A 22,928-nucleotide genomic window follows, 5' to 3' on the forward strand; every position below is an offset into this window, starting at 1 on the left:
CTCTTTTGCTTTTTTTCCATTAATAATCCATCTGGTCACGTTCAGCCTGATTATCATGATGTCCTGCGGTGTTTAAATAATTTTCCGAAATTTGGATAAAAATTTCAGATAGGTTTGGATGCCTGTATTTGTGAAGATCGGCAAGTTTGTGAAAATGTGCAGCATTGTTCTTTTCTATTATTCCTCCCTCAAAGACTCCTCTGCCTGTAGAAGCTCTTTTGTTTGTAACGGTTACAGCAAAGTTATCTTTAAGGCTGGGGGTGTTTATGCGCTCAATTATAGTGCTGATTTCATCCGGTGGCCAGTAGTCATTGCCTTCTTCTGGAAAATAGGCCAGAAGCATTCCGATATGCCTGTCCGCAGCTTCAATGCGGCCCGCCTTTTGAGCTAGGTCCCTGACCTGGGTAATCCACAGGTTCATTTCCTCATTGTCAATTGTATTATCAGAACGGACACCCGGAATCTTTTTAAAGCTGTCCAACAGCTCGTAAGACTGATGTGCGAGCTGCTTCAGATTCTCTTCAGGGATATTTTTCCTTTTAGGCTCGATATTTTCAGCATCAGCAGGCATATAGAGCCATGAGAGCACATCTACGAAGAAATGTGGGTTTTCTGCCAGCTCGCCGTACAATTGGCTGGGGCTGTAGTCTGAATGGTAGGAATTGAGCACCGGAAGATACAGCCATTCCAGATCGAGCATTTCTTTTTTTGTTATGTCATCCCTTGATGCAACTTCTTTGAAAAGGCCGGTGACTTCATGCGGCTCCAGAAGAAAATTATCTATGCTTTGTTCTGTTGCAGTCCTTTGCAGTACTTGAGCGATCATCTGGGTGGATAGTTCTTTTTTAATGTGTCTCGCTGCCCTGAGAGCGCTTTTAAACCTTTTGTGCTCCATCAGCTTATTTATGGCCGCTATGCTTTCCTGAGCTGTAGTGCGGTAGAAATAAGGGGGGATCGAGAGCCAGTATGTCGTATTTAAGCTTTCGCTCTTTGATTCGATATGGTCCCATAATTCCTGTGAGTGGTCCACCTGGCTGAAAAGCGTATACTGCTGATTATCGTCCAGCTTAAGATCTTCCAGTTCACAGCAAAGCCCAAAAAGCCATTGCAGTCCTTTCGCAGCTGTTTTAGCCGCTATATATAAGCTTACAAAATTTGTATTTGCATATTCATTTTTTAATGTTGAAACTATATAAATGGTCTCATCTATTGTCTGTTCAATCCTGGACAGGCTAAATGCCAGTGTGCCGGTTATCGCCGGCGAATCAGCCATTGCAGTAATTCCCTGAATTCCTATCTGGGCCGATAAAATATGAATGGCTTTAGTTCGGGCTTTTAGAACTCTTGTATTATAGTCGGATTCATCCTTCTCATCATCGTCGGTCTCCTGGCTGCCATGCGGGAAATTCACCTGTGATGACTCAAAGAGCCATCTGTATTTTGCGGTGACATTTTCGGGTTCGAGAGCGTTATAAACCGCCTGATAGCGCGAAAGAATCTCTTCATTGAGAGTCCAGTCGGCATCGGGTGCGGAGCGGTGCAGGTGCAGTATTCTTCTTGTTTCATCTCTAGACAGAGTACTGTCTTTAGGTATTCGCGGATAATTTTCCTCGATAAAAACCAGTAGTTTTTCACGTTCCTGGGCAGATCTCATTTCAGATGAATGTCTAATGATGTCCGCTAACTTCTCATCACTGCCATCAAACAGTTCCAGCATCATATCCGAAACGGCCTGGAATGCGGAATTGGTCTGTTCAGGGGAACTGGCTGATTCGGTGCTTTTATCAAAAAGACGCCATCTCATCTTGCTGTTGAGAGTCCAGTTATCATGGTATCTAGGCATGAGCTTTCTTAACAGCTCCCATCCGGATTTTGGATTTTTACTGATTGCGGCATTCAACATTTCCATGCGCTCGCCAAGAGATGCAGTTGTCTGGGGATACACGGGTCTGTAAATGTCAGCCAGGCTTCTGGCCGGCCTGTTGCTCAGATTTCCTCCTGGATCCATTTCAGCCAGTTTTAATAATATATCTGTTGCCTGAAAAAGATATTCGGGCAGCCATGCAAGCCCTTCCAGTGCCCATAGCAGCCCGGTGTGGCTGCTGGATTCGCCCAAAAAGCTTCTTGTTGTACTGAACATGCCCATAATCTCAGGTTCGTCTTTTTGCAGCGAATTCTGCACTGCCCTGAAGAAGCTTTTCGGGGATGCCTCAGCAATCAGGGGAAGCTTCTGGTTGGTTTTTCTCCATAGTGCGGCATCTGCATCGAACAATAGACTGTCGACCACCTGATCCACCCACTTTTCAGGTTTGGAAAGGAAGGCAGGGTTTATAGCTTCTCCATACAGGCTGAGCAGGATCAGTGTCTGGACAAGCCCTTCACGAGCCCATGGGGAGTACTTTTTTGGAGGTGTGAAGGAATAGGTTATCTGTATCATGTGTGTCTCGCCGCTGTTTCCGGCATCGGTAAAGACAGCGGGGAAATATTCTGCAAGAATTGCAAGGTCATCCCTGCTGATATATTTCGATACGCTGTTCCAAAGATCAAGAGGGGAAGTGAGCCTCCATGTACCGCCGATCTGAAGTATAGGGGAGTCCTCCAAGTCCCTCCATCGGTATAATACCGCCAGATACTCATCAAAAGGCATTTTAGACAGTTTTTCCAGGATTTCGCAGTCGCCCGGATTATGGATATTCCATCTCCCAAGAATAAGGGCAGGGATAATTTCGCGTATGTCCTCTGACTTATACCACGGAGCCTTATTGTCAATAAATTTCAATAGCCTTCTCAGTTTATTGATATCCCTGCCGGCTTCCCTGCTGTAGCGTTCGGCTACTTCTCTGGCAAGCCCCATTTCTGCCAGACCCTCTACCTGGCCCTCTCTGCTGATTGTGGGCAGGATAATGCTCTTGGGGGTTAGCGTGTCATCTGCCCCTGCAGGGATAATCACGTGATGGCCCTGCGACACAGCAGCGCCTACAAGGGTTTTATCATCGAATTTAGCAATCAGGTTTAAAGAGGTCTTTACATAATTCATAGAAAGGGTCCTGAAGCTTTCTTCTTTTTCAACTACCATTGTCTTTGAAAAAAAACGCTGTTTCTGGTTTTCTTCAAAATTATCTGCCGCGGCAATTATAAATGCAAGTGCCTCGGTTTTGGTTTTGGCTTGAATAGTGATGATGCTGGGATCCCCGTTAAGAAAATCGCCGAGTTGGCCAGCTTCATTTCCGCGGCCGGAAGTTATGATCTTGGGAGGAAGCTGTCCTGCTTCTCCGATGGACCATTCTGTCCAGAACTGTTCTGCGTCCAAAGCGCCTTCCATTGGAGCCTTTCCTATTTCCCTGGCAAACCAGATTGCTGCAGGACCGGACTGATCAAGCCACTGCATCAGATCGACTGCATCAAACACCAGGATGTCCTTCCATAAATTCTGGCTTAATTTTTCCAGCCTCCAAGCATCCTTTTTTGCCCAGACCCTTGGCGTTACAAAGACATAGGTACACTCAGATGCATCATATCCTAAGGGTTTCTCTGCTCTTTTATCAAAATCCTCATCAGCTTTAGATTTGAAATCTTTATTTGTCCCGAATTCCCACAAAGATCTGCCGGCAGGTACATAAGGCCTCTTCTGATCGGAATAAATTACCCCATCCCAGCCCGGAAGATAGACAGCGCTTCCATAGGGAATATTAATCTGCGCCCCGGGCAGGGTCGAAAAATAAACCAGTTTTGAAACCAGGTAGGGAAAAAAGCCTTTTCCTTCATATTTATCTGCCCAGTCTTCTATATCCGTTCTGTCAATTAATTTCATAGGATTTAATTAAATTTGATTAGTCAAAAGAATATTGATTAGTAAGATTTATGTAATATTCCCTCTATTAAACTTATTTTGTATTGAAAAATCTTAGTGTTTGAACAGGAAGAGACTGCAGCTTTTGGATCTTAGCAACTGCTGTTCTTCACTTGATATTAATTGTTCCGCTGTTATTTTTTCTATAGCAGGTATTAAAGTAGACTCATTTCTATTTTGATTCTTCTTCAGCTTCTTTCAATAATCTTTTATACTCTTCTAAAAACTCTTCATCAGGAATGATTTTATCAATTACAGGCTGTATTGTTTTTATAAAGTTATCTAATTCTTTTTCTCTCCTTTCGGGATTATATTGAATAAAGCCCCTAATCATTTCTATTGCTCCGGTCTTGTTTAAATCCTGTGACTTTTTATCGGATATCATTTTCAGGGTAACTCTTAACCAAATTCCAAGTTCAAAACATAGAAGATCAAAAGCTGCTAAATAAACTGCTTCATCATTTTTGTCGACTTTCAAAATATCGTCAGAAGCTTTCTTTAGAAAGTAATCTCTTCTTTCTATTATTTCAAAACATTTTACAAAAGAGTCAACATACAGAACATGTGCAAACTTGTTTCTAATTTCAGCAAAAAGCTGAAAGTCTTTAGATATTTCTTTTGGAATAAATTTTAAATCAATCAATAAGTTGATTTTAGCGTTAAAGCTTAAAGCAATATTTTTGTGTCCAAAAGATATTGACTCATTTTTATCAACTTCTAATAACATTGAAAGCAGATGGGATATTAATTCTTCAAATTCAACAGCTTTTTCAATTACATTTGCTCTCGTTGTTTCTATTATTTCCATTGTTTTTTTCTGTATTACTGTTAACGTTATGGCATGTGGCGTAGTGCAGGCTTCTTGATTAGTTTCTGGCTAATGTATGACTTCGCAGCAGAAAAGCGAAAACCGGTTTTAGCTAAACAATCTATTCCGCAACGGCTGTTAGACCTTGTTTCTATGGTACAAAATTATCGACAGAATATTTGACAGTATTACAGCGTGCCCTTCTTCCATTTCATCAAAATGATTCTGTCCAAATTTTAATGCGGCATGAATTCTTCCGGAAGCTGCTGATACTAAATTTTTCTCATCAATATCACCAAACCCGCCTTGTTCGAGAATTAGCTTGTAATCAGCTTCTGTCCAGCGATTATTGATTTTTTTAATCCCCCAATTTAACCTTGAGGCTACATATTCTGCAAGTTTATTTTCGTTTTCGTGATAGTTGTCAGGAGGACTGACATTCTCCAACTCCGTTATTAGGTCATTCAATTCTTTGCCAAAACTATCGTTTTCAACAATGTATCTTTTGGTGTTCTTGTCCCAAGATAAATCCCAAGTATCACGAAAATGCCACAAAGGTTTTAAAACATACAGGTCTAAAAACGAACTGTTATAAAAAAAGTCTTCTACTTTCATTGTTATTTTTTAAGTTTTGCTGTGAAATTGCGCCAAATGGCTGTTAACGGTTAGGCATTTTGCTCTACGTTATCTTTTCTTGTTTAACAACAATTAATGTATTATCTATAATCCTTGTATTAAGTTATCGAATAATTCTTCTAACTCCTCTGTTGGATGGAAACCCGTCTCGGCCTTTCCATGTATAAATAAACCATCTCCGTAGGTTACTTCCGCAAGTGAATGATCCAGATCATTATCAGAAAATTTTTCTGGAAGTTCAGCTATTGGTACAGGCTTCCAGTCTCCATCTTTTTGTTCTCGATATACATAATCGGCCCTTGTAAGTACATATAAGGTTTCCTTGTCTCTAGAAAATCCACTTTTTAAAACTACGTATTCTCCGTTATGGTTTCGGAAAAAAGTTGCTCCCTTGATAAGACGTTCATTATAAGCTGCCAATGGGTCGCCCTCAAAGACTTGCGGAGTGCTCGGATATTCGTTTGGTTGATCCTCAAAGTTGAAAACAATCCGTTGTGCGGCATTCGGTGTCTTGGATAATATGTAATTGGGTCTTGGAGCAGCCAGATTCTCAGCAATTTCTCGGCCAAAAATCCATTCTCCCAGCGAACCTCCCTGTAATGGCTTGTCGCTTTTTGCCCAAGCCAGCATCCGTTTTAAGCTTGCCTGAGCTTCGTCAACTGAAACAGCACACATCCATTCGTAGTTTGGCTCCCGGAATTTGTCGCGGAATTTTGATGGGTCGGCAAGAAACGCTTCAACGCTTCCACAGGTAAGTTCAATACGTCTTGCTGTAATAGGGTTCAGAAGAATGTTTTCCAGTCTTGTTACCCACCGTATATTGCTTGGCCGATTATTTTGTCTGTTTGTGTCAATATGGTCGGCTACATGCTCTCTTGTCGGCGGTTCCCCATGAAAAGCAGTTGCAACTATTCTATGAATGCGCTCGGAAGCAATTTCTAAATACCCCGTCTTTATGTTTAGTTTTCCAAAAGTCCACTTGCTGTCCGTTGGCCGGGGCCGCTTTCCCTGAAGTGGATGGCGCAGTACCGCTCCGTTGTCGCGGACAGCATAGCGCTCCGCTTTGTAAACGCATTCATTTTGCTGAATAAAATCTTCCAGATCAGCCATAATTGCTCTTTTAAATCGTTTTTCGTTTGATGTTATAATAGTGTTAAGACCTCGTTTGCGGATCGCTAAAGTTCTGGCATTATAGCGGGCGTGCCCGAGCATCTTTAGAAATTCTGCTTTTCTTTTCAATACAATAAGATTAAAAATTTTATAACCATATTTTATTCTGATCAGCAAATTAATGAATAGAACAGAATCAATCCCAAAAATCGTCTTTATCTTCCGATAATGTCAATGCCATTTTATCAACTTTAAGGACTTTTCCTTTACCTGATTGTTCTTCCATTAAATCTGAATTGAAAAGCGTGTAATTTTTATTGCCGGAAAAAGAACTTCGAAAGCAGATTCCATCATAGTTTTTTCTGATTATTTCTTCAACGATAAGCTGAGTGTCAAGGTAAATGGAATTACTGCCATTGCCTATCGGCTTTGAAAATAATGAATTGATCGCGGAAATCAACTCCAATTGTCTTACCGTTCTATAGTTTTCTTTGAACTTCCAAATATCTGGATTGGTAAGATCGAAAATGCGTAATGGACTTTTGGAATGAAATTCTCCAACCGATACCAGATCACCTTTCTGGGCGCGTACTTCCAAAACGCTTGTATCAATATCTTCGGATAAATACAGGAATCCGCAGAAAGCCCTGTTGGCTCTGCCCGAACTGATTGCATCTTTTGGGGCTACGCCAATATCCTTTTTGTCATAGGGAACATTAACAATCCTTCCAAATTCGCCTGGAGCCTGGTTGCATCCAATTCTAGACCTGTAACCAGCTATTTCAACTGTTTTGTCTTTAAGCATCAACTCAGCATTACTGATTAACTCGGCTGTTGCCTGTAATTTATTTTTAAAATTATCTTCACGGGTCAAAGAGTTTAACAATGTATGGTGTTCCTGATTAACTAAGGCCCAGGGACTGGCCCAATGGTCATCAAGAATTAGTGTCTTGAAATCGTTATTCTCAATTGAATAATACAATAATTCGTATTTTTCATTTTGTTCTATTTTTTTCCAGCTGAAGAATAATTCTTCCTCATAGAGAGTTTCTAGGTAGTTTCTTGTGCCGTAACGGCCATCCCAATCTTCTTGCGGATAGTAATATGCAACATAGGCCTCTAGATAAGGCTTGATTTCTTCTAAAGAGTCTTGATCTAATCCGAATAAATTCTTGTTATCGCAGAAGTCACATTGGTCAATGGTTTGCCCCATTTTTATTATTTCCTCTTGAAGGGCTTCATTATTTGAGCATTTATAACATATTTTAAATTCGTCTTCCATTTTTTTATTATTATTTAACTAGGGTATTGTTTAAGAAAATTATTTGCTGTTAATCTATACAGGCCATAAAATGACTCCAATACGACTTTTATAGCTGGCTAATTGCCTTTCGTAAGATTTTTAAGCGAATATAAGAAGAAATACCAAATCTTTTCAGCTGTGCGGCTGTTCTTTCAGTAATTAATTCCGGCTTGTGGTTTCTGCAGCAGTGACCGGTTTCACAGGACTGTTTTTCGAATTCACCACAGTGCTTACTGTTTTTCTTCCTGACTGCTCTTTATCCCTAGTATCCCCGTTGCTTCCCTTTTGCTTTTTATCAAAGACACGGTATGCTTCTGTTTTTATTTCAGGAGCAAAGGTAGTCCGTGTCCTTACCCAAAAGCAAGGCCGGGTCTTTCAGGTCCTGCCAAAAAATCTCCACCCATGCGGGTTGTATTTTTTGCCGGAGCCTTGCTTTTGCCGGACACTCACCTTTTTATGCTCATGAAACAAAACATAGCATACTGCGGCTCTTTAGACGAATAAAAAAAAATGTCAGAAATGAGAATTGAAATATTGAAAACGCCATGATGAAACAAAACAGCGCCTGCTCTCATTGCCGAATAAAATTTCAAAAAAAGAAAAGTAAAAAAAGTAAAAAGTAAAAATGCGGGGCAGGAAAAGAAAGTAAACAGGGCGGGGCGATAGAAAGAAAGGCGGTGTGGCGGGAAGATGAAAAGTATTAAGGCGGTGGGTTGCGGGTGTGATGTCGGACTTTTGGAGTTTGGTTTTTTGGGTTCGAGGAATGTAAAAAGATACAAGGGGTACAAGGAACTATAGAACTAAGAGCAGTAGAGTAAATAAAAGTAAATAAATATTTAAAAATCAGGAATCATGAACATTACAGGAAGAGTGACAAAAGATGCGCAGGTACGCACCTTGTCAGACAGCAGACAGGTAGTAAATTTTTCGGTAGCCATCAACGAGAGCTACAAAAACAAAAAAGGCGACAGGGTAGAGCAGACCACCTTTTTCGAGTGTGCCTACTGGATAAGCCCAAGGGTTGCCGAGTGGCTGACCAAAGGCACGGTGGTGGAACTCACTGGGATGGTAAGCGCAAGGGCGTGGAAAGGGAATGACGGGGAGCCTCGCGCGGGGCTTAATTTCAATACGTCGAATATCAAACTGCACGGGGGCGGGAAGAAGCCCGAAGGTGCGCAAGCAGTTCAAAATGGGCAGGCGGTTCAAACTGGGCTGAATGCGGTACAGGGAGAAAGCAAAAAAGCCACCTTAAAAGAGCCTGAGGACAACATCCCGTTTTAACATCAGGCAGTAAAGGGGTCTAAACAATTCTATTTTCAAACTTTAAAAATCAAATATCATGGCACATAATATCAATTATAACAGCAAGACAGGCAACTACTCTTTTTTCAGCGTAAAGGAAAAAGCATGGCACGGGCTTGGGCAGATCGTGGAGCAGTACCCGACAAGCTCCGAAGCCATTAAACACGCAGGGCTTGATTATCAGGTGGCAAAAAGCCCGCTTTACAGCAAGGGTTCTGAAATTATCGTAACCCGTGAGGGTATTGAAGTGGGCAGTACCGAACTGGCAGTCCCTGACTGTTTTGCCACCATCCGTACCGACAGCAATGCCGTTTTGGGAGTAGTTGGGAAAGACTACCATATCGTACAGAACCGTGAGGCGTTCAGTTTTTTTGATGCGATTGTCGGGGGCGGTGACGGTATACTGTACGAAACGGCAGGGGCGCTCGGGCAGGGTGAACGCATCTTTATTACCGCCAAACTGCCTGACTATATCCGTGTGGGTAATGGGGATGACGTAACGGAAAAATACATTTTCCTGACTACCTCGCACGATGGGAGCGGAAGCATCACAGCGGCTTTTACGCCTATACGCATCGTATGCCAAAATACCCTTAACGCTTCGCTACGTTCCATGAGCAACGTGGTGCGTATCCGCCATACATCAGGCGCTAAACAGCGACTTGACGATGCCCATAAAGTAATGGGACTGGCAGATAAACTAAGCACGCAGTTAGAGGGAATTTTTAACGAGTGGGCTAAAATTAAAGTAACAGACAGGGAGGTTAAAAAACTGATTCAATTGGCATTATGCCCCAATACCGAAACACTCGCTTTAATCAAAAAGGGGGCAGAGGATGAAATGTCTACCGTGTTTAAAAATACCGTAGAGGATGCTTTTGCCTATGCCATGGCGAGCGAATCACAGCTGATGGACACAACCAAAGGCACACTTTTCGGGGCGTACAATGGCGTGACGGGCTACTATCAGAATGTACGCAAATACAAGGACGATGAAGCCAAACTGCAGTCGATTGTTATGGGAGGCACAGCCCAGGGAAAAGCCCAAAAGGCATTTGATTTATGCATGGGTTTTCAGGCAGATGGTGCGGAAATCCTAAACCTGAATTAGGACAGCAGATAAACAAAGGCTGTTGCGAGAACGTGACAGCCTTGTAAAAAGTATAATTCCTATCGGAATTATAAATACGGAAGCATAGAGAGGAAGCAAATAACAATTTAAATTTTAATCAAATGAACACCAATTTTTTCAATCAGATAGCGCAGTTGCAGATTATAGGGGATTTGCATATTACAATAGCCAAAGGAGCAGAAAACAGGCTTATCGTACTTGTCATGCTCCAAAACGAGGCGTGCGGGGACACTGCAAAGCACAGCATACCGCCTTTAAATCTGCGGGGAACAGCCGAGGAACTCGACAGCGGTTTTTTTGAGAATATCACAGCGCCCATGCAGTCCGCCTCGGGTCTTATGGTCGACATGGAAGGCTATATGAAACAGCTCGAGCAGACAAAACAGCAGTCGGCAATGGAGAAGGAAAAAGCCGACAGCAAAAAAAAGGAATCCGAAGCCAAAGACAAAAAATTCAGCGATGCCATGACAAAAGCCCACGAACTGGAAAAAGAAGGGAAATTTCGTGAGGCATGGATAAAAGTGCCCGAAATACATGAGTTTCCCTTGAAAGCGGAGGAGATACGCAAAAGAAAATCCGAACTGTCGGCAAAATTTGCGCCTGATTTATTCGGCAATACCAATGACAAAGTACAGCCCGAACCGCCAAGAGAGGCGCTTTTTCCCGAACACAGCAATAAGGAGCAGGAAGACCCCGAAACGCAGGAGCAAGACATTTACGGAGAAGAAATGGACACCGAGGAAACGGAATACTGGGAGGACGACCCCGAAGCAGAAGAGTAGAATATTAATTTAAAAATATGAAATCATGTTATTAAGAGCACAATTACAGCGGGTTTTTATACTCAAAGACAAAGGGCAGGAAATCAGGCTTTCCGACCCCGAACCGAGATGGAGCACCGAAGCAGTACTGAATTTTTATGCCCCGACCTATCCGATACTGACCACCGCCAAAATATCAACCCCCGCCATCAGGGACGATGCGGTCGAGTACCGATTTGAAACGGTAATGGGAACAAAAGGCTGACCAAAATTTAAAGCCATGAATTATGCAACAGACAATCATATCGGGAACAGTGCAACTGCCCGAGCGAAAAAGACAAAAACAGCTTCACGCACAGCTCGCAGGGTTTATGGGTTGGATGCAGAGACCCAAGGACACAGGCGAGGTGCAGAAAGACAAACCAAGGTCAGTACCTGCGGGGATGCTACCGATGGTTTTCTAAAGGTTTCTTTTCTGCCCAGACTACAAAAGAGTAAAACGCTACAGGCTTGTGGGGATATTTCCAAAATGGAAAGCGATTTTTATAGCTCTCTTGACAGCCTAGCAGGGCATTACCGCATTGTGCCGATGCCAACCTCTCATTTTGAATATCCCTATAATATGGCATTGGCTGTATGGGATTTGGAAGAGAAGCTCAAAAAAAGTGTGGGAAACTTTTCTGAACTGCGGTTATTGCAGGACAGCCACAGAACGTATCTGCTCAGCGAGGAAAAATACAGCACAGGCACAACGCTCTATTATATCCCCATTGAACCTATTTATCAAATGCTCAGAGAATCGAAGCACAAACAGAATGCGCATCTGCTTTTATCGGTCTGCTCGTATCTGTATCATAGCGCCGATATTCCGTATTTCAGACAGCAGGGCAGTTATCTCTACTGGCTCTATGAGATGCACCGAGACTGGACAGAGCAGGACGAGGACAGGGAAGAAAACCAAAGGTATGTGCGGGAATTTGACAAGGCGGAAATGATTGGCGACTGTGTGGAAAAGAAAATTTTCAACCGCATGAATTTAGCAGTGTTTAAAAAGCGTTTACACCGCTTTAAATGCCATGATGTCTTTGATGCCGAGTGCAGGGATATAGCCCGAAAAGCTTTTGAGTTATACAGCGACTATCCCAATGAAAGTATTTTTAGAAATGCACCGACACCCGACGGGGATGAAGAGGAAACCGAAAGCGAAGGCATCGGGATGGAAAAGTATATTTCCTTTATCTCCGATACCAAAGGATGGCTTTATGAAAGCATTGAAGAGAGCATCAACAATGAGTTTAACGAGTACGGTGCAATGGATGAGCCGATGATTTTAAAATGTTTTGACGGAGAAGAACTGCCCCAAAACAGCCTTGATTTTGAAAGCCTGCTGTTTGCCCTTTTGGACGAGTTGTGCGCTTTATTGTATAATTATAAATACCAAGAAAATGAATAATGCAGTTGATATAACAGAGAATTTCGGAACGCTTTACCACCCGAAATCCGCCCTTGTTTTCTATGAAAGTAAAGGTTTAGATAAAGAAGTATATGTAGAGCATTTTGATATGGATAGAAACGGCACGCCTATCAATTCGCATCCGCTCACAGAGCGTGAAGCAGGGGCGCTCGCCAAAGCGCTTCTAACCGAAAAGCAGAAGCAGTCTGCTTTTTTAAAACCCGTCGGGATTCTGCCAACCACTATACTGCACATCAATCCAAGCAGGGACAAAGGCGCTGTGATATGGTACACCAAATCCCAAAAAAGACCGCTTTATTTTATAGAGGGCTTGGGGATTCCAAGCGGTCAGGGGTTTGTGCCGTCCATGATCTGGCAGGCAAATAAAAACAGCCTTAGGGTATTTGCCGTTTTAAGCAACAGAAGACCCACGGAGAAAACAACACTGTACTATGCGCCATTTTTCAATATCTATGAGGATGGCAGGGTATGTATGGGCTCGGTCAGTATCGATATTAAAAACTCTGCATCGGTGGAGGAATTTACAAGGGCGTGGGAGGATTATTTTTTCAACAGCTACTTCAGCCACCTGATGGGAGAGAACAGCCCCGTAAAAGGCAACTGCGTCAGCCTGTGGAAAGACTTAATCTCGACAGGCAAAGCCTTTCCCACAGCAGTATTGAAAAAGAATAACAAAACACTTAAAAACCTATTGTCATGAATACCGAGAAAACCAAAATGCATTTTACAGACCCTTATTTGATAAACCCGACTAATCCAATAGCGGTTAACCTTATCGGGGCAGGCGGTACAGGCTCAAAGGTATTAACCGCTCTTATGGAAATGAACCACAGCCTTACAGCGCTCGGGCATGCAGGGTTTTCGGTTCGCCTTTGGGATGATGATATTATCACAAATGCCAACCTTGGCAGACAGCGTTTTGCGCCCAGCGAGGTCGGACTGTATAAATCCGTGGCACTTACCAACCGAGCCAACCGTTTTACGGGTACAAACTGGAAAGCGGAAACCGTAAAATTTGAAAGGGACGGTTTCTGCAAACTGCCCGCCAATGCAAAGGCATCAATTTATATCACGTGCACGGACAGCGTGAAGTCCCGTTTTGACATAGCCGATATTTTAAAAAACAGTAACCAAAGGCATCACAGGGACGACCCGAAGTACTGGATGGATTTTGGCAACAGCCAGTATACAGGGCAGGTCATACTCTCCACTGTTGGGGAAATCCCACAGCCTAAGTCCGAAAAATTTGAAACCGTGACGAGCCTGCCGTTTGTGACCGAGGAATTTGAGGAACTCTTAAATCAATCTGATCAGCAGGATGACACGCCAAGCTGTTCACTTGCCGAGGCGCTTGAAAAGCAGGATTTGTTTATCAATTCCGCTTTGGCACAGATGGGATGCTCGCTATTGTGGAATCTGTTTCGAGAGGGAATGACAGAGAACCGTGGATTTTTTCTGAATCTGAAAGATTTTCGGTCACAGCCCATTGGGGTGGGATAAGCCCGAAATCGGGCGACAAAAAGACACTCCCTTCCTTTGGTCGGGAAAGTCTTTTTGCGTTTAATCGGTAGAGCGACTCTGCCAAAATGCAGTGCCCGCTATTTTACCAGACCCACTGCGTTTTTTTTAAGGGATGCTTATCATCCCTTTTGCTGTTTTTGGGCGGACTTCTTTTCTTTCCGAGGGCGGCCAAAGAAAAGAAGCAAAAGAAGACCGCTTTATTGTACTGGCTTTTATTTTAATTGTACAATAGGCGCTTTTTTCCAGCGCGAAAAGCCTTTGAAAAGATAGGCAATGTTTTCAAACTCGATAAAGGCAATGAGTTCTTCTTTACACTTTATTTTAAATCCCCTGAAATGCTGAAAATCCTTTAGCGGAATATCGGCAAGATCTCCAATAGTTTTGATCTCTAAGGCTTCCATTACACTTCGCAGTCTTCTGCTGAAAGTAAATGAACTGCGGTAAAGCGGTTCCTGCCGGTCTTTTTCTGCTTTTTCTTTTCTGATCTGCGAGGGGCTGGGATTTGGATTTAATTCGCGCTTTAACTCCTGAAGTTTTTTCTTGTAATAATCGTCACATATCAGTTCGGTTGCTGCTTTTACTTTATTGCAGGTTTTCTCGTAGAGCTCCTGCACATATTCCGATGTTACCCCGTATTGTTCTGCCGCCTGGCTCAGGGGCATCTTATCAATGAGTAGTTTCTGAAGTAAATCATATTCCTTTTCAGAAAGTACCTGCTTTGACATTTCGATATAAAACCTGTTGGTGCGGTCAATAACATTATGCATAACAATACAAGTTAAATCCTTTATTGCCAAAATAGGTTTTGGCTCTTGCAGCTCAATGCTAAGATACTAACGTTAATTGAGTTATGCAATGTATTTGCAGGAAGGACTTAAGCTCAGTAAACAAAACAGCCCAAAGCAATGCTTCGGGCTGTAATACTTTTTAATTTCTAAATTTTTTAATAGTTGTTAAAATTTAAGGTGCATACTGTTTATCACCTTGGCTTTTACCAGATCTGAATTTTTAATCTTGAGTGTCTGGTGTCTCCCTCCGTTTTTCTCAAAAATCTCAATTAGAAGCAGTTTGTCATCTGCTATTGTAAACTGGTCCAATAGAAACACATTCTGGTCTGTGGCTTTTCCGGGAATCTCATCAAGGGTTTTGTAAATGCGGAGCGGCACAATCGGTCTTTGCTGGGTGGCAGTTCGTCTGGCTGTTTTTTTATCGATCACCTTAAAAATCATAAAGTCAATGCTGAAAGGTACATTGGTTTGGTTATCAAGCTGCGTATGGAAATAATACTTGCCATTGTGGATATAGATGCCCTTTAGGCTGAACTGAATGCCGAAACTCTCCGATGCAATGTGCTTTACGATTCGCTTGTTGTTTTTGTAAATAGTTTCCAGGATCATTCCTGCCAGTGAAGGCGGTGTTTTTCCAAGCTCCTCAAAAAGAACATCGCTTGCACTGACTTTGTCAAAGTTCTTCTGCATCGCCATAAGATCATAGCTCAGGGCAGTCGGGCTGGCGCTGTAGCGCACGTTAAAATTGTAAAAACGGCCGTCTTCGGTAATCACCGAAAAATTGGTTTCCTCTTCAAAAGTCTGGACAGATGCCTTGAGACGAAGGACGTTTTCAGCATCCTCGGCCTTTGAGGCAATCAGGTATCCACTACCAAGATCCACGTATCGGATAGCGGAGGGGAAAATAAGATGGGAAGTTTTGTCATAGGTAACCTGCATATGGTACGGCGTTATCGCTCCTAAATCAAGGCTCGCGGCTTCGTTTTCCTGCGCAGATGCGGCTAATGAATAGGTTATTAAAAGGGCTGTTGCCCAAAATATTTTAAATTGATTTTTCATAATTAATTGATTTTATATTGCTGTTATTTTTTGGAAACCAGATATACCTGATGTCCTGCCTTTAGGGTCACCTTAGGCGTCCTCACTTTTTTGGCGAAATAGCCTGAGATGCCCTGAACCACCCCGCGGCTCAGGTCAGCGGCCACCTGCTGTCCTGCAGACTTTGTCATCATAAGGCTCGTGCCGGACTGCTGGCTCATGTTGCCCGCCATTTCAGTCAGGGCACTTCTTTCGGCAGAATAAGGAACCGGAACTCCCTGCTGGCCGTCAAGGTCATAAATAGTAATGTCTACCGGAATAATGAAGCCCTCCAATTCGATGGAAGTGACTTTCAACTGCAGGCGGCCTGCCTGAATCTTGGCATTTGCCGTGACCATTGCACCCGCTGCTATGATACGGCCTGAAATTCTTGCAGGTTCTAAAAGACGAAGGGAAACACCTGCCTCGCCAATAATAGTTTGTGTTTGGTGCACACAGGCCCTGATACTGTTTCTTGGCTGAAGTGTTTCTTGCATTGAACCTGCAGAATTAAACCCTCTGCCCGTGTTCCATTCTGCAAGAAAAGTGCTATCGGACGGATGCTGATTCAGCGAGGAGACTTTGCTTTTTTTTGCAGGAACCAGTGCCGAAAAAATCTTCTCTTCTGATTCTACCTTTGCTACTGTAGTCTTTTTGTCTGCAGGCTCGACAGAAGCGGAGCCTGAGGGAAGATATTTGGCTGCCATCTGATAGGATTTTTCCATAAGTGCCAGCTGGTCATCAACCGTGGCCGCTTTGGGAATTTCCTTTTGTGCGAGCTCCTGCTTCAGGTCCTCAAGCTGTCGGCGCAGTTCCTTGGTTTCTCCGTTGTCCTGCTGATAGAATGAGCCCAGCGTGCTTTGGGCAGTACGGTACGTGTTCAGCGCCGGATTGTTAGTTTCTTCCGCGTCATCGGGCAGTGATTGTTTCTGCTCAGCGTTATCCTCATTCCAGTAATCGGACAGCGTGGTTAAAGCGTTCTTTTTTTGCTCTTCTTTGTCCTCGAGTATTTCCTGTTCATACGCTTTCTGTTTGTCTGCCTGCAGTACCGATCCGCTTGCCTGCGGCACGCTGTCGTTCAGACCAATGCTTTCGATCTGCTTTTTATCACTCGAAGGCTTAAATATCAGATACATACAGCCGATACATACAATTCCCATAAGTGTGAAAATCAGCGGTTTTTTAATACGCTCAACAGTTGTCTTTTTTTCATCAGGCAGAAACGAGGAACTGTTTTGGCGAGCCTCTTCTGAGAGAAGGCTGACCGTTTTTTTATTTTCTTTCATAATCCTATTTTTTTTTAATTGGCTTCAGGGTATCCTGTAGAGAGGCTGGACTTTTTCCCACTGCCGAGGCAGGGCTTTCGATATGTCCTAGAGCCATATTGTTTCTTGCGTATACCGTATCGCGGCATACGTTGAAAATGACAACTGCGGTCAGCAGCACATAGGCTGCAAAAAAGTACAGTATCACCTGATGCTGCCTTTTTATCGGCATTGCTTCCCAGTTCTTGTCAAGCCCTTCCAGCCATTGGTTTATATTTGCTCTTAATTTATTCATAACCTTGCTATTTTTGTTCTTAAAGCTTAAAACGCTTTGGACATTTATCTGTTTTTTGGTGCTGTTCATCATTGACCAAGGCGACTGCCTGCGACGCGCTGGGCGCAGATGTAACAGACAGGTTTGTCAGTTCCGTTTTTTTCAGCAGCTGTCCAAATTGGTCTTTCCTTGCCACCTCCATTCTGTTGAGAGAAAATTTACCGTTCAAGTATTTTACCAGCATAATGCATCTTACACTGGGCTTGTCTTCGCCTGACCATTGCAGGTAGCCTGTCAGCAGCAAGTCCTCTTTAGGCAAACTGTCTTTTCCATTTTTGCAGTTTTCAAGATATTCGCTGATGCTGTCTTTTAACTTTCCTGCGTACGCACCCTGCGTATGGAAATAGCCGTTAAATCCTTTTTCAGTCAGGATTCTCGCAAATGTGTCTAAATCTAATAATGCTTCCATAAGATTTTTTTTAGCGTTCGATGACTTCTATATCCCTGTTTTCAACCACCGCAAACTTTTCAATATTAAAGCCTTGCGGATTATTGTCAGAGCGCACCGAGTTTACCAGAAGGCAGGATGTAACCAGACTGCGTCTGGTTACATTACTCGAGCGTATGATAATCTGCCTTGCATAGCTCCGCACTACATACGGGTAAGTCTCGAAATTGCATACCACGCTGTCCATTTCGATACGCTGCTGTATATTGCCTGATATAATCCGGTTGTAATAACCCTTTTCCAAAAGGTCCTTGTAGTAGTTAAAGGCACTTTTATCGGCAAGGCTAAATGCCCTTTTCATATTGCTTTCAATGGCATTTTTGTCGGGCGCCAGGGTAAAGAACAGCTCGTGAAAACGCCTTACGTGCTCTCGGGCTTCTACAGGACGGTTGATCGAGGCGTTCTGAGCAAGTGCGAGCATGAGCGATTTGCCATTGTCCAAGACATAAATTTTCTGGCGCTGCTGCTCGGCGAAACCATACGATCTCCAAAGCGCGTATCCGGTCACTGATGCACAGAGCACGGCAAATACAATGGCATAAAGCCTGATTTGCAGAAAACTGTTTTCTATATTTCTGAGTGTTTTAAATTCCATTTTATTGAATGTTTATTGATTACTTATTGACCAGCCTTCCGGCAATGTTGCCTGCGGCCGAACCTGCGCCTGCGCCGGCTATATTTCCGGATTTCATGGCAGTCTGGTGGATGTTGCGTGAAAAGTTTCCTGCGCCGCCTGCCTGGATAATCCAGCCTGTTACTGTTGGAATGGTAAAATAGCCCACTATGCCGATAATCATAAAAATGATGTAAACGGTGTTTGAGGTGTCGGGAATGAAAGTGGGATCGGCAAGCATTTCGATATCCTTTTCAATAATCAGGGACTGGATCCTGGCCAGCATCGAACTGAACAGGTCCGCTACGGGAAGCCAGAGATAAACGCTGACATACCGTGTAATCCACTGCGTGAGAGTTGACTGGAATCCGTCCCAGACTGATATGGCAAATGCAATAGGCCCCAGGATGGACAGCACTATGAGAAAGAAAGTTCGTATGGTGTCGATCACCAGCGCTGCAGCCTGAAATAGTATTTCTAGCAGATTGCGAAACCACTCTTTTATTATTTTCTCTATCTGATAGGTCTGCCTGTCCATATACATTCCAGCCATAGTCCCGATGTCCGAAGGCGACCAGCCCAGCTCGTCCAGTTTCTTGTCGAACTCTGCGTCCGATACCATATAGGCGGTTTCGGGATTGCGGATCATCGCTTCATGCTCCAGCAGGTCTTTTTTTTTCTGAAGATCGTTCAGATCCAATACCTGATCTTCCAGAATGCTATGTGTTCCCTGAACTATCGGGCTTAATACGGCATTGATTGTGCCCAGCACGATCGTCGGGAAAAACATGATGCAGAGACCCAGTGCAAAAGGGCGAAGAAGCGGGTAGACATCAATAGGTTCAGCGCGGCTGAGCGCCTGCCAGGCTTTCAAGGCCACAAAAAACAGCGCCCCGAGTCCTGCCAGTCCTTTGGCCACCGCCGCCATATCGGCGGACAGTGGCAGCATCTCATCATACAGCGAGCGAAGGGCCTCATGAAGATTATTGAATTCCATATTACCAGTATTTTTGGTTTGGGGTGCCGTAAAGCTCAAGAACCCTTTTGGTGCTGTTCTGTTTTTTAGCTCGCAGGATACTCACCGATATATTCTTATTGGTATAATAGCGTACTAGGCTGTGGTATTCTTTTACCTCTTTGTATACACGATCGATAATGTCCATTCGCTCCTTATCACTGAGTGACAGGCTCGAGGAGGTGACAATCTGCTTGAGTTCCTTCAAAAGTTCGGTACTCTCTCCCAGCAGCGCCGAATATCCTTTGGCAATGGCGGTGAGTTCCCTTGCAGAAAAATTGGGATCATTGAGCATCCTTCCGAAATTTTGCACATACATTTCCGATACATCGCCCACCAAAAGGACAGTCTGCTGTACCTTGCGGGCGTCTTTTACCAGATTGTTAATCGCCTGTAGCTTATCGTAATATTCTTTGCCCTGTTTGTATACCTTTTCGACTTCCTTGAAATTTTTCACGACATTGCTGACTGTAGAGGAAGTCTGTATGATCTCGTTGGCGCTGTTGAGAATGCCCGAGGCAAGATTGGCCGGATCGGTAACCACAAACTGGGCTTTTGCTGATGGCGCCGAGGCAAGCATAATTGCCGCAGACACCATAAATAGTATTTTTTTCATTGTTATCGATTTTTAAATTGTTATTGATTATTCATTATTGATTTTCCTGTTCGCGGCGCCTAGTGGCGATCTGCTTGATGGCGAGCTCTACATTGCCGCCAAGTTCAGCGGCAAGCTGCATCACCTCCATTTTTTCTGTTTCTTCTGTCGTGTACGCGAGATATTCCTCAGCGGACACTTCTGTGGCATATACTGCCGAGTGCGTTCCTCCCAAACCAATCCATACTTCTTTGTAAAGACGTGATGCATCGTTGTTCATATTAATGGATAACACCTGCGCTTTTTCCTTGTCTGTCAGTCCGAGCATGGCCTGTATTTCATCAAACTTATTCATGTATTTGCGCTGATCGAGAAGTATTTTGCAGTCCGAATTATTGATGATGCTTTCCTTAACAATAGGAGACTGGATAATGTCATCTACTTCTTGGGTCACCACAATGGCCTCGCCAAAGAACTTCCGAACAGTCTTAAATAAATACTTTATATAATTTGCCATACCTTCCTTTGCAATAGCTTTCCAGGCCTCTTCAATCAGTATCAGTTTACGGACTCCTTTAAGCCTTCTCATCTTGTTGATAAACACTTCCATGATGATTATTGTCACAATTGGAAATAGGATTTTATGCTCCTTGATCGCGTCAATTTCAAACACGATAAAGCGTTTGGAAAGCAGGTCCAGCTGCTTGTCGGAATTTAGCAGGTAATCATACTCGCCGCCTTTGTAATAAGGCTCCAGTACATTAAGAAAATTGGCAATGTCAAAGTCTTTTTCCCTTACCTGTTTTTCTATCAGCACGCTTCGGTAATCTCCCTGAACATACTCGTAAAAACCATTGAAAGACGGAAAGACGTCATCGCGCTTGATCTTTTCAATATAACCACTTACGGCATTGGATAATGCCACTTCCTCGGATCGGGTGGGAGGTTCGTCATCACGTTTCCATAATGTCAGTATGAGCGTCTTAATACTTTCCCTTTTTTCAATATCGAAAACCCCGTCATCGGTGTAGAAAGGGTTAAAGGCAATAGGATTGTCCTCTGTATAGGTAAAATATACCCCGTCTTCGCCTTTGGTTTTTCCATTGATCAGCCCGCACAACCCCTGATAGGAGTTACCGGTATCAACCAGCAGGACATGGGCGCCCTGTTCATAATACTGCCTCACCATATGATTGGTGAAAAAAGACTTGCCACTTCCCGAGGGACCGAGTATGAACTTGTTGCGGTTGGTAATGATACCGCGTTTCATCGGCAAGTCGGAAATGTCCAGATGGATAGGTTTTCCCGTCAGCCTGTCTGCCATCTTGATGCCGAATGGCGATGGGGAATCATGGTAATTGGTTTCTTCTGTGAAAAAGCACAATGCCGGTTCAATGAAGGTGTAAAAGCTTTCCTCGCTTGGAAAATCTCCTGCATTGCCGGGCATACCCGCCCAGTACAGTGCCGCCGTATCAGTAGTATTGTGCCTTGGCTTGCATTCCATAAGGGCCAGTGCGCTCCCGCAGTCGTTCTTCAGCTGTTTGATTTCGGACAGGTCGTCCGACCATGCCATGATATTGAAGTTTGCGCGGATTGACGACAGTCCAAAGGAATGCGCCTCATTCAGATAGCGTTCTATCCACTCTTTGTTGATCTGGTTGGCGCGGCTGTAGCGTGCCAGCGAGTGCATGTTTCGGGCGGACTTTTCAAACTTCTGCAGGTTCTCCTCACTGTTGTCCAAAAACAGGTACTGGTTGTAAATGTGATTGCAGTTCAGCAGCAGTCCCACAGGAGCTGCAAAAGATAAACGGCAGTCGCTGCGGTCTGTGGACAGTTTTTCATAACGCGTATCAGCAGATACCGATGAAGGCAAGTCGTCTGTGTCTGAAAGCGTATGAAGGCACAGCCTGTTATTTCCTACGCGTACCTCTTCGCTGGCCAGCACAATATCCTGCATCGAGGTACCTGATTCCTTTGAAAGGGTTAGGTACTGTTCCAACAGTCCCGGTCTGCCTTGATCACCGATGATGTCTTCTTCGCTCATACGGGTGATTTTGACAAATCCGCTGTCGTTTATAATACGCTCAAACTGAGCAACGGCTTCCATAAAACGGTGAACCGTTTCTTTATCCCTGATTTCTTTTGGTATTAGTACACCTTTGCACAGTGAGGAGAAATTGCTCTGCATCCGCATGCGTTCTTTGGTGGTTTTGGTAAGAAACAGATAACAGTAATGGTTCAGGAACGGGCGCTCATTAAAGTGCCGCTGATAAGATCTGGCCAGAAAACTCTGGACATCCTTGTCCATTTCAGGATCATAATTCTCCCTGATGTACCAATCCTGTTTATGGACAATCGTAAAATCGGGTAGGGTCTTAATAGCCTTATGCCAGGCAGAATGAATCGCTTCATATTCGGCCGAAGCCACCGTGAAGAGTTCAGGCAGACGGACTTCAAAGCAGGCGGTAATATCCGCATCCTTTGAAAGGATGCAGTTGTTCTCTACTGCCAGCAGCGGAAATCTGCTTTCCAGTGTTGTGATCTTGGCTGCGTTTCTCATACAATGCTGGATTTAGCGGTTGACCTTAAATAACGTCGTACTGGCTTGCGGCAGATGATGTAACGGGGATGCCTTTTTTTTGCCCCAATTTTCATCAGTCCGTGTTCCCCGTACTTTCTGTTCAGCGAGAAGGTTTGCCATACAATGAGCGAGGCGCCGCCTGTACCGAGAAAAAGACAGATATAGGAACTGGTCCCGGCCATGTATAAAATCATGACCAGGATAAGTATTCCAAGCAGCCCTCCTGCGAAGATGAACAGGTACTGTGCCTTGAGTCCCTTGAACTCGACTGTTCTTCCTATGCCTTTGTTGATGTTGTAAGTATTCATAGGCAAG

General features: G+C 43.7%; 22 protein-coding genes. 7 read left to right on the forward strand and 15 right to left on the reverse strand.

The window, feature by feature from the left end; translation table 11 throughout:
* Window positions 1-19: 19 nt before the first annotated feature.
* The 5 genes from QMG60_RS15395 to QMG60_RS15415 all read right to left on the reverse strand — a co-directional run bounded on the left by QMG60_RS15395 (window position 20) and on the right by QMG60_RS15415 (window position 7,686).
* Window positions 20-3,811, reverse strand: coding sequence for a hypothetical protein (locus tag QMG60_RS15395; RefSeq protein WP_281865539.1), 3,792 nt, complete (start codon window positions 3,809-3,811; stop codon window positions 20-22).
* 211 nt (window positions 3,812-4,022) lie between these two features.
* A complete protein-coding gene (locus QMG60_RS15400) occupies window positions 4,023-4,658 on the reverse strand; it encodes a hypothetical protein (protein ID WP_281865540.1) in 636 nt (211 codons plus the stop codon).
* Between the two features lie 138 nt (window positions 4,659-4,796).
* Window positions 4,797-5,273, reverse strand: coding sequence for a hypothetical protein (locus tag QMG60_RS15405; protein ID WP_281865541.1), 477 nt, complete (start codon window positions 5,271-5,273; stop codon window positions 4,797-4,799).
* A 105-nt stretch (window positions 5,274-5,378) separates the two neighbouring features.
* Window positions 5,379-6,533, reverse strand: coding sequence for an HNH endonuclease signature motif containing protein (locus tag QMG60_RS15410; protein WP_281865542.1), 1,155 nt, complete (start codon window positions 6,531-6,533; stop codon window positions 5,379-5,381).
* 67 nt (window positions 6,534-6,600) lie between these two features.
* Entirely contained in the window at window positions 6,601-7,686 is a 1,086-nt protein-coding gene (locus QMG60_RS15415) for an RES family NAD+ phosphorylase (protein WP_281865543.1), read from the reverse strand.
* A gap of 873 nt (window positions 7,687-8,559) precedes the next feature.
* Between QMG60_RS15415 and ssb the strand changes: the two genes are divergently transcribed.
* The 7 genes from ssb (at window position 8,560) to QMG60_RS15450 (ending at window position 13,876) form a co-directional block, all read left to right on the forward strand.
* Entirely contained in the window at window positions 8,560-8,988 is a 429-nt protein-coding gene (gene ssb, locus QMG60_RS15420) for a single-stranded DNA-binding protein (protein ID WP_281865544.1), read from the forward strand.
* 58 nt (window positions 8,989-9,046) lie between these two features.
* Window positions 9,047-10,120, forward strand: a complete 1,074-nt coding sequence (locus QMG60_RS15425) for a DUF932 domain-containing protein (RefSeq protein ID WP_281865545.1) — start codon at window positions 9,047-9,049, stop codon at window positions 10,118-10,120.
* Window positions 10,121-10,242: 122 nt separating this feature from the next.
* Window positions 10,243-10,923 carry a PRTRC system protein E gene (locus QMG60_RS15430; RefSeq protein WP_281865546.1) on the forward strand — a complete coding sequence of 227 codons (681 nt, stop codon included), beginning with the start codon at window positions 10,243-10,245 and terminating at the stop codon, window positions 10,921-10,923.
* Between the two features lie 25 nt (window positions 10,924-10,948).
* Window positions 10,949-11,167 carry a PRTRC system protein C gene (locus tag QMG60_RS15435; RefSeq protein WP_281865547.1) on the forward strand — a complete coding sequence of 73 codons (219 nt, stop codon included), beginning with the start codon at window positions 10,949-10,951 and terminating at the stop codon, window positions 11,165-11,167.
* 15 nt (window positions 11,168-11,182) lie between these two features.
* Window positions 11,183-12,355 (forward strand): hypothetical protein, encoded by a 1,173-nt coding sequence (locus tag QMG60_RS15440; protein ID WP_281865548.1) that lies wholly within the window; start codon window positions 11,183-11,185, stop codon window positions 12,353-12,355.
* Complete coding sequence (locus QMG60_RS15445; RefSeq protein ID WP_281865549.1) at window positions 12,348-13,076, forward strand: PRTRC system protein B; 729 nt, start codon at window positions 12,348-12,350, stop codon at window positions 13,074-13,076. Before QMG60_RS15440 ends, QMG60_RS15445 begins: the two co-directional genes overlap by 8 nt.
* The gene (locus QMG60_RS15450; RefSeq protein WP_281865550.1) at window positions 13,073-13,876 is read left to right on the forward strand and encodes a PRTRC system ThiF family protein; all 804 of its coding nucleotides are present in this window, start codon (window positions 13,073-13,075) and stop codon (window positions 13,874-13,876) included. The genes QMG60_RS15445 and QMG60_RS15450 overlap by 4 nt, the downstream gene beginning before the upstream one ends.
* Before the next feature lie 233 nt (window positions 13,877-14,109).
* On the opposite strand, the gene QMG60_RS15455 is transcribed toward QMG60_RS15450, so the two are convergent.
* The 10 genes from QMG60_RS15455 to QMG60_RS15500 form a co-directional block, all read right to left on the reverse strand.
* Window positions 14,110-14,664 (reverse strand): hypothetical protein, encoded by a 555-nt coding sequence (locus QMG60_RS15455; protein WP_281865551.1) that lies wholly within the window; start codon window positions 14,662-14,664, stop codon window positions 14,110-14,112.
* Window positions 14,665-14,850: 186 nt separating this feature from the next.
* Window positions 14,851-15,744 (reverse strand): conjugative transposon protein TraN, encoded by an 894-nt coding sequence (gene traN, locus QMG60_RS15460; protein ID WP_281865552.1) that lies wholly within the window; start codon window positions 15,742-15,744, stop codon window positions 14,851-14,853.
* 23 nt (window positions 15,745-15,767) lie between these two features.
* Window positions 15,768-17,048 carry a conjugative transposon protein TraM gene (traM, locus tag QMG60_RS15465; RefSeq protein ID WP_281865553.1) on the reverse strand — a complete coding sequence of 427 codons (1,281 nt, stop codon included), beginning with the start codon at window positions 17,046-17,048 and terminating at the stop codon, window positions 15,768-15,770.
* Between the two features lie 4 nt (window positions 17,049-17,052).
* Window positions 17,053-17,322 (reverse strand): nitrogen regulatory IIA protein, encoded by a 270-nt coding sequence (locus QMG60_RS15470; protein ID WP_281865554.1) that lies wholly within the window; start codon window positions 17,320-17,322, stop codon window positions 17,053-17,055.
* A 19-nt stretch (window positions 17,323-17,341) separates the two neighbouring features.
* Window positions 17,342-17,770 carry a hypothetical protein gene (locus tag QMG60_RS15475; protein WP_281865555.1) on the reverse strand — a complete coding sequence of 143 codons (429 nt, stop codon included), beginning with the start codon at window positions 17,768-17,770 and terminating at the stop codon, window positions 17,342-17,344.
* 10 nt (window positions 17,771-17,780) lie between these two features.
* The gene (traK, locus tag QMG60_RS15480; protein ID WP_281865556.1) at window positions 17,781-18,404 is read right to left on the reverse strand and encodes a conjugative transposon protein TraK; all 624 of its coding nucleotides are present in this window, start codon (window positions 18,402-18,404) and stop codon (window positions 17,781-17,783) included.
* A gap of 19 nt (window positions 18,405-18,423) precedes the next feature.
* Window positions 18,424-19,419, reverse strand: coding sequence for a conjugative transposon protein TraJ (traJ, locus tag QMG60_RS15485; protein ID WP_281865557.1), 996 nt, complete (start codon window positions 19,417-19,419; stop codon window positions 18,424-18,426).
* A 1-nt stretch (window position 19,420) separates the two neighbouring features.
* Entirely contained in the window at window positions 19,421-20,053 is a 633-nt protein-coding gene (locus tag QMG60_RS15490; protein WP_035680836.1) for a DUF4141 domain-containing protein, read from the reverse strand.
* A 34-nt stretch (window positions 20,054-20,087) separates the two neighbouring features.
* Complete coding sequence (locus QMG60_RS15495) at window positions 20,088-22,592, reverse strand: TraG family conjugative transposon ATPase (RefSeq protein ID WP_281865558.1); 2,505 nt, start codon at window positions 22,590-22,592, stop codon at window positions 20,088-20,090.
* Window positions 22,589-22,921, reverse strand: a complete 333-nt coding sequence (locus tag QMG60_RS15500; RefSeq protein ID WP_281865559.1) for a DUF4133 domain-containing protein — start codon at window positions 22,919-22,921, stop codon at window positions 22,589-22,591. Before QMG60_RS15500 ends, QMG60_RS15495 begins: the two co-directional genes overlap by 4 nt.
* Window positions 22,922-22,928 lie beyond the last annotated feature (7 nt).

It is taken from the genome of Flavobacterium sp. GSB-24 (assembly GCF_027924665.1).
Taxonomy (GTDB): Bacteria; Bacteroidota; Bacteroidia; order Flavobacteriales; family Flavobacteriaceae; genus Flavobacterium.

What these genes read in the sequence shown, in the direction of transcription:
- QMG60_RS15395 (WP_281865539.1), bottom strand. Translation starts at nt 3,811, where the DNA reads ATGAAATTAATTGACAGAACGGATATAGAAGACTGGGCAGATAAATAT.
- QMG60_RS15400 (WP_281865540.1), bottom strand. Translation starts at nt 4,658, where the DNA reads ATGGAAATAATAGAAACAACGAGAGCAAATGTAATTGAAAAAGCTGTT.
- QMG60_RS15405 (WP_281865541.1), bottom strand. Translation starts at nt 5,273, where the DNA reads ATGAAAGTAGAAGACTTTTTTTATAACAGTTCGTTTTTAGACCTGTAT.
- QMG60_RS15415 (WP_281865543.1), bottom strand. Translation starts at nt 7,686, where the DNA reads ATGGAAGACGAATTTAAAATATGTTATAAATGCTCAAATAATGAAGCC.
- ssb (WP_281865544.1), top strand. Translation starts at nt 8,560, where the DNA reads ATGAACATTACAGGAAGAGTGACAAAAGATGCGCAGGTACGCACCTTG.
- QMG60_RS15425 (WP_281865545.1), top strand. Translation starts at nt 9,047, where the DNA reads ATGGCACATAATATCAATTATAACAGCAAGACAGGCAACTACTCTTTT.
- QMG60_RS15430 (WP_281865546.1), top strand. Translation starts at nt 10,243, where the DNA reads ATGAACACCAATTTTTTCAATCAGATAGCGCAGTTGCAGATTATAGGG.
- QMG60_RS15435 (WP_281865547.1), top strand. Translation starts at nt 10,949, where the DNA reads ATGTTATTAAGAGCACAATTACAGCGGGTTTTTATACTCAAAGACAAA.
- QMG60_RS15440 (WP_281865548.1), top strand. Translation starts at nt 11,183, where the DNA reads ATGAATTATGCAACAGACAATCATATCGGGAACAGTGCAACTGCCCGA.
- QMG60_RS15445 (WP_281865549.1), top strand. Translation starts at nt 12,348, where the DNA reads ATGAATAATGCAGTTGATATAACAGAGAATTTCGGAACGCTTTACCAC.
- QMG60_RS15450 (WP_281865550.1), top strand. Translation starts at nt 13,073, where the DNA reads ATGAATACCGAGAAAACCAAAATGCATTTTACAGACCCTTATTTGATA.
- QMG60_RS15455 (WP_281865551.1), bottom strand. Translation starts at nt 14,664, where the DNA reads ATGCATAATGTTATTGACCGCACCAACAGGTTTTATATCGAAATGTCA.
- traN (WP_281865552.1), bottom strand. Translation starts at nt 15,744, where the DNA reads ATGAAAAATCAATTTAAAATATTTTGGGCAACAGCCCTTTTAATAACC.
- traM (WP_281865553.1), bottom strand. Translation starts at nt 17,048, where the DNA reads ATGAAAGAAAATAAAAAAACGGTCAGCCTTCTCTCAGAAGAGGCTCGC.
- QMG60_RS15470 (WP_281865554.1), bottom strand. Translation starts at nt 17,322, where the DNA reads ATGAATAAATTAAGAGCAAATATAAACCAATGGCTGGAAGGGCTTGAC.
- QMG60_RS15475 (WP_281865555.1), bottom strand. Translation starts at nt 17,770, where the DNA reads ATGGAAGCATTATTAGATTTAGACACATTTGCGAGAATCCTGACTGAA.
- traK (WP_281865556.1), bottom strand. Translation starts at nt 18,404, where the DNA reads ATGGAATTTAAAACACTCAGAAATATAGAAAACAGTTTTCTGCAAATC.
- traJ (WP_281865557.1), bottom strand. Translation starts at nt 19,419, where the DNA reads ATGGAATTCAATAATCTTCATGAGGCCCTTCGCTCGCTGTATGATGAG.
- QMG60_RS15490 (WP_035680836.1), bottom strand. Translation starts at nt 20,053, where the DNA reads ATGAAAAAAATACTATTTATGGTGTCTGCGGCAATTATGCTTGCCTCG.
- QMG60_RS15495 (WP_281865558.1), bottom strand. Translation starts at nt 22,592, where the DNA reads ATGAGAAACGCAGCCAAGATCACAACACTGGAAAGCAGATTTCCGCTG.
- QMG60_RS15500 (WP_281865559.1), bottom strand. Translation starts at nt 22,921, where the DNA reads ATGAATACTTACAACATCAACAAAGGCATAGGAAGAACAGTCGAGTTC.